This is a genomic window from Bradyrhizobium pachyrhizi (genome assembly GCF_001189245.1).
GTDB lineage: Bacteria > Pseudomonadota > Alphaproteobacteria > Rhizobiales > Xanthobacteraceae > Bradyrhizobium > Bradyrhizobium pachyrhizi.
Genome location: NZ_LFIQ01000121.1, coordinates 30,196 through 35,322 on the forward strand (window position 1 = coordinate 30,196; position 5,127 = coordinate 35,322).

Below are 5,127 nucleotides of genomic sequence, written 5' to 3' on the forward strand. Positions count from 1 at the left end.
ATCCGAGGTGTTGATCGGATGCCGCACGCTGCCGAGCACCTTGCCGCCCGACTTCACCACGACGTTGCTGGTGTCCTTTTCCAGGTCCTGGCCGAACGCGTAGTCCGCGGTCAGGAAGAACCAGGTATCGAGACCGGATTTCACCGCGGCGAGGCCGGTCACATTGGCCTGCGCGAAGGTGTCGAACACGTAGTGCACGGTATAGGGGCCGCAGGCCTCGTTGGAGAGGCGGATCGAGCCTGGACCGTTGAACATGATGATCTTGTTGCGCGCCTTGGCGATCTCGCCGGCGGCGAGCGCGGTCGCGGAGGCCGCGACGTCGAAGATCATCTCGACGCCCTGGTTGTCGATCATGTCGCGGGCGATGTTGGCGGCAAGGTCGGCCTTGTTGAGATGGTCGCCGACCACGATCTCGACCTTGCGGCCGAGCACCTCGCCGCCGAAATCCTCCACTGCCATCTTGGCGGCGGTTTCGCTGCCCGAACCGGTGATGTCGGCGTAGAGGCTCGACATATCGAGGATGCCGCCGAGCTTCAGCGGAGGCTTGTCCTGCGCCAGCGACGCATTCGCCGAGATCGCAAACGCACAGGCCAACACGCCGGCCAAAACTCGTCTCATTCCAATCCTCCCTTGCAGCGCGGACCTCGTTCCATCAGGTCCGTTTCGAGGGCCGGATCATGCCGCATGGCCTGCACTGCAGCAAGCCGCAGCGGCAGCAATCTGTTTTCCGCTAAGCGGAATGAGGCGCCGCGCCGGAGCGCTGCAATCAGAGATGAAAGTCGGGAACGGTCTGATGGGGCGTTCCCGCCGGCAGGCCGAGGAACAGGTACTGCATGCCATAATGTCCGGCGAATGCCGATGCCGTTGCATCCATGATGATGCGACCGCCCAGATCCAGATGCAATTCCGGCCGGGTAATGGCACCGAGCGTGTAGGCCGGCACGATGGTCTCGTTGATGTGCAGGGCGTCGAAGACGGTGGACACCGCCGAAAGCGAGGCCGCATTGCCGGCCAGGTCGACGACATCGGCGCCATTGGCGGCGAAGCCGGTCACGGCCAGCGAGCCGGCCCGATCCGTCGATGACACGATGTGATCGAACACCAGCTTCGAGGAATCGCCGAGCAGCACCGTTGCCGCGGCGTCGTAGATTGCGGTGCCGCCATCGTTGAGCGTCAGGCTCGGCGTGCCGCCATTGACGTGAACCGCCTCGTTGAAGCCGACCGTCAGTTGCACCAGCGAACCCGGCGCTGCGACGCCACCGGAGGGCGTCGCTGTGATCCCGGTGAGATGGGGCGCCGTGGTGTCGAGGGTGAAGGTCAGGCTCGACGACGCGCTGACATTGCCGGCGGCGTCGACCTCCTGCACCGTGACGGAGTGCATGCCGTCGGTCGTGAAGATCGGCACCGCCGTGGAGAAGGCCGAGGCACCGTCGGCCTTGTAGCGCAGCGTGTCGGCCGCATCGAACTTGGTGTAATCGATCAGCGGATTGCTGGTGATGTGGTCGGCGCCCGAGACGCCGGTGTCGCGGTGCAGGGCCAGCGTCGGCGCCGCTGGCGCCTTGGTGTCGCCGGTGAAGCTGACCGCGTTGCTCGCTCCGCCGGCGTTGCCGGCGATGTCGGTGTAGCTCGCCCCTGCAACCGAAAGATCGGCCGACAGATGGTCGGTGACATCGGCCGTGAAGGTCGCGGTGTAGATATCGTGACCCGCGCCGTTGACGCCGACATGGACGAGGCTGCCCAGCAGTCCGCCATGGACGGTGACGTCGCCGAGTCCGAAACCCGCGACCGCCTCGGAGAAGGTAAACGTCATCAGCGCGGCGTCGCCGGCGTGCAGCAGGCTGTGATCGGCCGCCACCGATACCGTCGGCGGATGCGTGTCGCCACCGATCGTCGCGGTATTGCTCGCCGCGCCGGCATTTCCTGATACGTCGGCATAGCTTGCGGCGGTGACCCGGATCGAGCCCGCCACGACGTCGTTGATGTCAGGCGTGAAGATCGCGGTGTAGACGTCCTGGCCTGAACCATTGAGCCCGACATGGATCAGATTGGTTACCGTACCACCGGCGACGACGGTATCGCCGAGCGCAAAGCCCGCGACCTCTTCGCAGAAGGTGAAAGTGACGGCCGAAGTCTGGCCGGAAAGCACCGTGCTCGGGCTCACCGCAACCGACACCGTCGGGGCCCTGGTATCGCCGGTGAAATTGATGGCGTTGCTTGCCGCACCGCTATTGCCGGCGACGTCGGTGTAACCAAACGCCGCGACCTGCACCGAGCCCGCTTCAGTGTTGCTTTCATCCGGCGTGAAAATTGCCGTGTAGACGTCCTGGCCCGATGCGTTGACGCCGACATGGACCAGATTGCCCAACGCCCCGCCATGCACCGTGACGTCACCGAGCGCGAAGCTCGCAATTTGTTCGGAGAACGTGAACGTCACCAGCGCGGTTTGGCCCGCCAGCAGCGCGTTGCGGTCAGCCGCGATCGACACCGTCGGCGCCAGCGTATCACCACCGATCGTCGCGGTGTTGCTCGCGGCACCGGCATTGCCGGACACATCGGCGTAGCTCAACGCGTTGACCTTCACCGAGCCGGTCTCGGTGTCGCTAACATCGGGCGTGAAGGTCGCGGTGTAGACGTCCTGCCCAGCACCATTGAGCCCGACATGCACAAGATTGCTCAGCGCGCCGCCATGGACGGTGATGCCGCCAAGGGCGAAGCCCGAGACGGCCTCCGAGAAGGTGAAGGTCGCGACCGAGAGGTCGCCGGCCAGCACCGTGTCGGGATTGAGCGCGACGGAGACCGTCGGCGCCAGCGTGTCACCGGTGAAGTTGATGGCGTTGCTGGCGGCGCCGGCGTTGCCGGCCGTATCGCTATAGCTCGATACGTTGACCTGCACCGAGCCAGCCTCGGCATTGGTGACGTCGGGCGTGAAGGTCGCGGTGTAGATGTCCTGCCCGGCGCCGTTGACGCCGACATGGACAAGGCTGCCCAGCGCGCCGCCGCTGACGCTGACATCGCCGAGCGCAAAGCCCGCGACGGCCTCGGAGAAGGTGAAGGTCACGACCGCGGTCTGACCGGCGAGCAGCGTGCCATGGTCAGCTGAAACCGACACGGTCGGCGCCTTGGTGTCGCCGGTGAAGTTGATCGTGTTGCTCGACGCGCCGGAATTGCCGGCGACGTCGCTATAGCTTGACGCGTTGACCTGCACCGAACCTTCCTCGGTGTTGGTTACATCGGGCGTGAAGGTCGCGGTGTAGACGTCATGGCCGGCGCCATCGATGCCGACATGGGTGAGATTGCCCAGCGTACCGCCCTCGACGGCGACATCACCCAATCCAAAGCCGCTGACGGCCTCGGAGAAGGTGAAGGTGACGAGCGCGCTATCGCCGGCAGTCAGCGTGGTGTGATCGACGGAGACCGCCACCGTCGGCGCCTTGGTATCGCCGCTGAAGGTGATCGCATTGCTTGCCGCGCCGGCGTTTCCGGCACTGTCGGTATAGCTTGACGCGTTGACCTGCACCGAGCCTGCCTCGGAATTGGTCACATCGGGTGTGAAGGTTGCCGTGTAGACGTCCTGGTGCGCGGCGTTGACGCCGACATGCACGAGGTTGCTCAGCGCGCCGCCGCTCACCGTCGTGTCCGTCAGCGCGAAGCCGCTGACCACCTCGGAGAAGGTGAAGGTGACGGTCGAGGTCTGACCGGCCAGCAGTGCGGTCGAGCTCGCCGCAACCGACACGGTCGGCGCGATCGCGTCGATCACGAGATGCAGATCGGTCGCCGCATGGGTCACGTCGGCGTCCTGGCCGCCGGGATCCCTGATCGTGCCGCCGTTGAGCGAGAGGCTCTGCACCTGCAAATCAGACGTGCTGTCGCCGTCCTGCACCGTGTAGCTGAACACCAGCGCCTGCGAGCCGCTGCCGCTGAGATAGGTCGCGGCCTTGCCGTCGTTGAGCAGCAGCTCGGGCGCGCCGGTCACGCTCACCGTGTTGCTGAAGTTGACGGTGATGGTCACGACCTTGCCGGCGTTCAGCGTCGTGAGATGATCGGTGGTGTCAGCCGTTACCGAGGCGATACTCGCCTGTGACCGGATCTCGAGATGCGGAGAGGCCGAGCCGTCGGACGCCAGCATCAGCGAGCCGGCCGAGGCACCGGCGCTAAAACTCAGGTTCAGCGATGCGAGCGTCGTGCCGCCGCTGCTCTTCACCAGCAACACGCCGTTCGCATAGGACAGCGTCGCCGTGGCGTCATAGGCGATGTTGCCGAAGTCGATGGTGTCGCCGCCGGCAAAGCCGGTGATCGATGTGCTGAACGACGTTCCCGAGAACGCCGCGGCATCGAGCACGAGCTTCTCGGTGCTGCCGTCGGTGAAGGCGATCGCGCCGGTCCCTGCCGCGCCGTTCGCCGCCAGCTCCAGGATCGAGCCCTTGATGACGGTGCCGCCGGAATAGGTGTTGTGTGCCGACAGCACCAGCCGGCCGCCGCCGGTCACCTCGACATCACCAGGCGTCGCGCCGTCGGAGATCACGCCGCTCTGGGTGACGGTCTCGCCGGCGGCGACGTTGAAGACCGGATCGCCGGCGACCGTGATGTTGCGGGTCTGCGTGAAGCCGTCGGTGAAGCTGATGCCGGTGCCATCGCCCAGCTTCAGCACGTTGGTGACCGCACCGAGATTGACGTTGGCGGAGATCGACACCCGGGTGCCGGCGCCGCTGACCGTGGTATTGCCGGTGTAGGTGTTGTTGCCGCCGAGGATGACGGTACCGCCACCGCTGATTGCGAGGCCGCCGACGCCCGCATTGGCACCGGTGCCGCCATTGCCGCTCTGGTCCGCGATGTCGTTGGCGACCGTCAGCGTCCGGCCGCTGGCCGGCGTGAAGCTGAGATTGTTGTTGCCCTGGATGAAGATGCCGGAGCCGAAGCCCGAGCCGCTGGCCTGGCCAATGCCATTGGTGCCGCCGGCGACGGCATTGAACCCGGAATCGTTGGAGAGCGAGCCGCCCTTGATGGTCAGCGAGCCGCCTTGCTGAACAAAGACAGCGCCGCCGGCGCCGAGACCGCCACCGCCGCCCGGCGCGCCGTTGCCATTGGTGCCGCCATTGCCGGCACCGAAGCCGCCGATACCTCCTATGC

Annotated in this window: 2 protein-coding genes; both read right to left on the reverse strand. The window is 65.8% G+C overall.

Annotation, left to right across the window (positions count from 1 at the left end):
- A partial coding sequence (locus AKL29_RS46130; RefSeq protein WP_244482649.1) for an ABC transporter substrate-binding protein occupies positions 1 to 618 on the reverse strand: 618 nt, incomplete at its 3' end.
- A gap of 148 nt (positions 619 to 766) precedes the next feature.
- The coding region (locus AKL29_RS38105) for a beta strand repeat-containing protein (RefSeq protein WP_193395281.1) at positions 767 to 5,127 on the reverse strand (4,361 nt) is incomplete at its 5' end.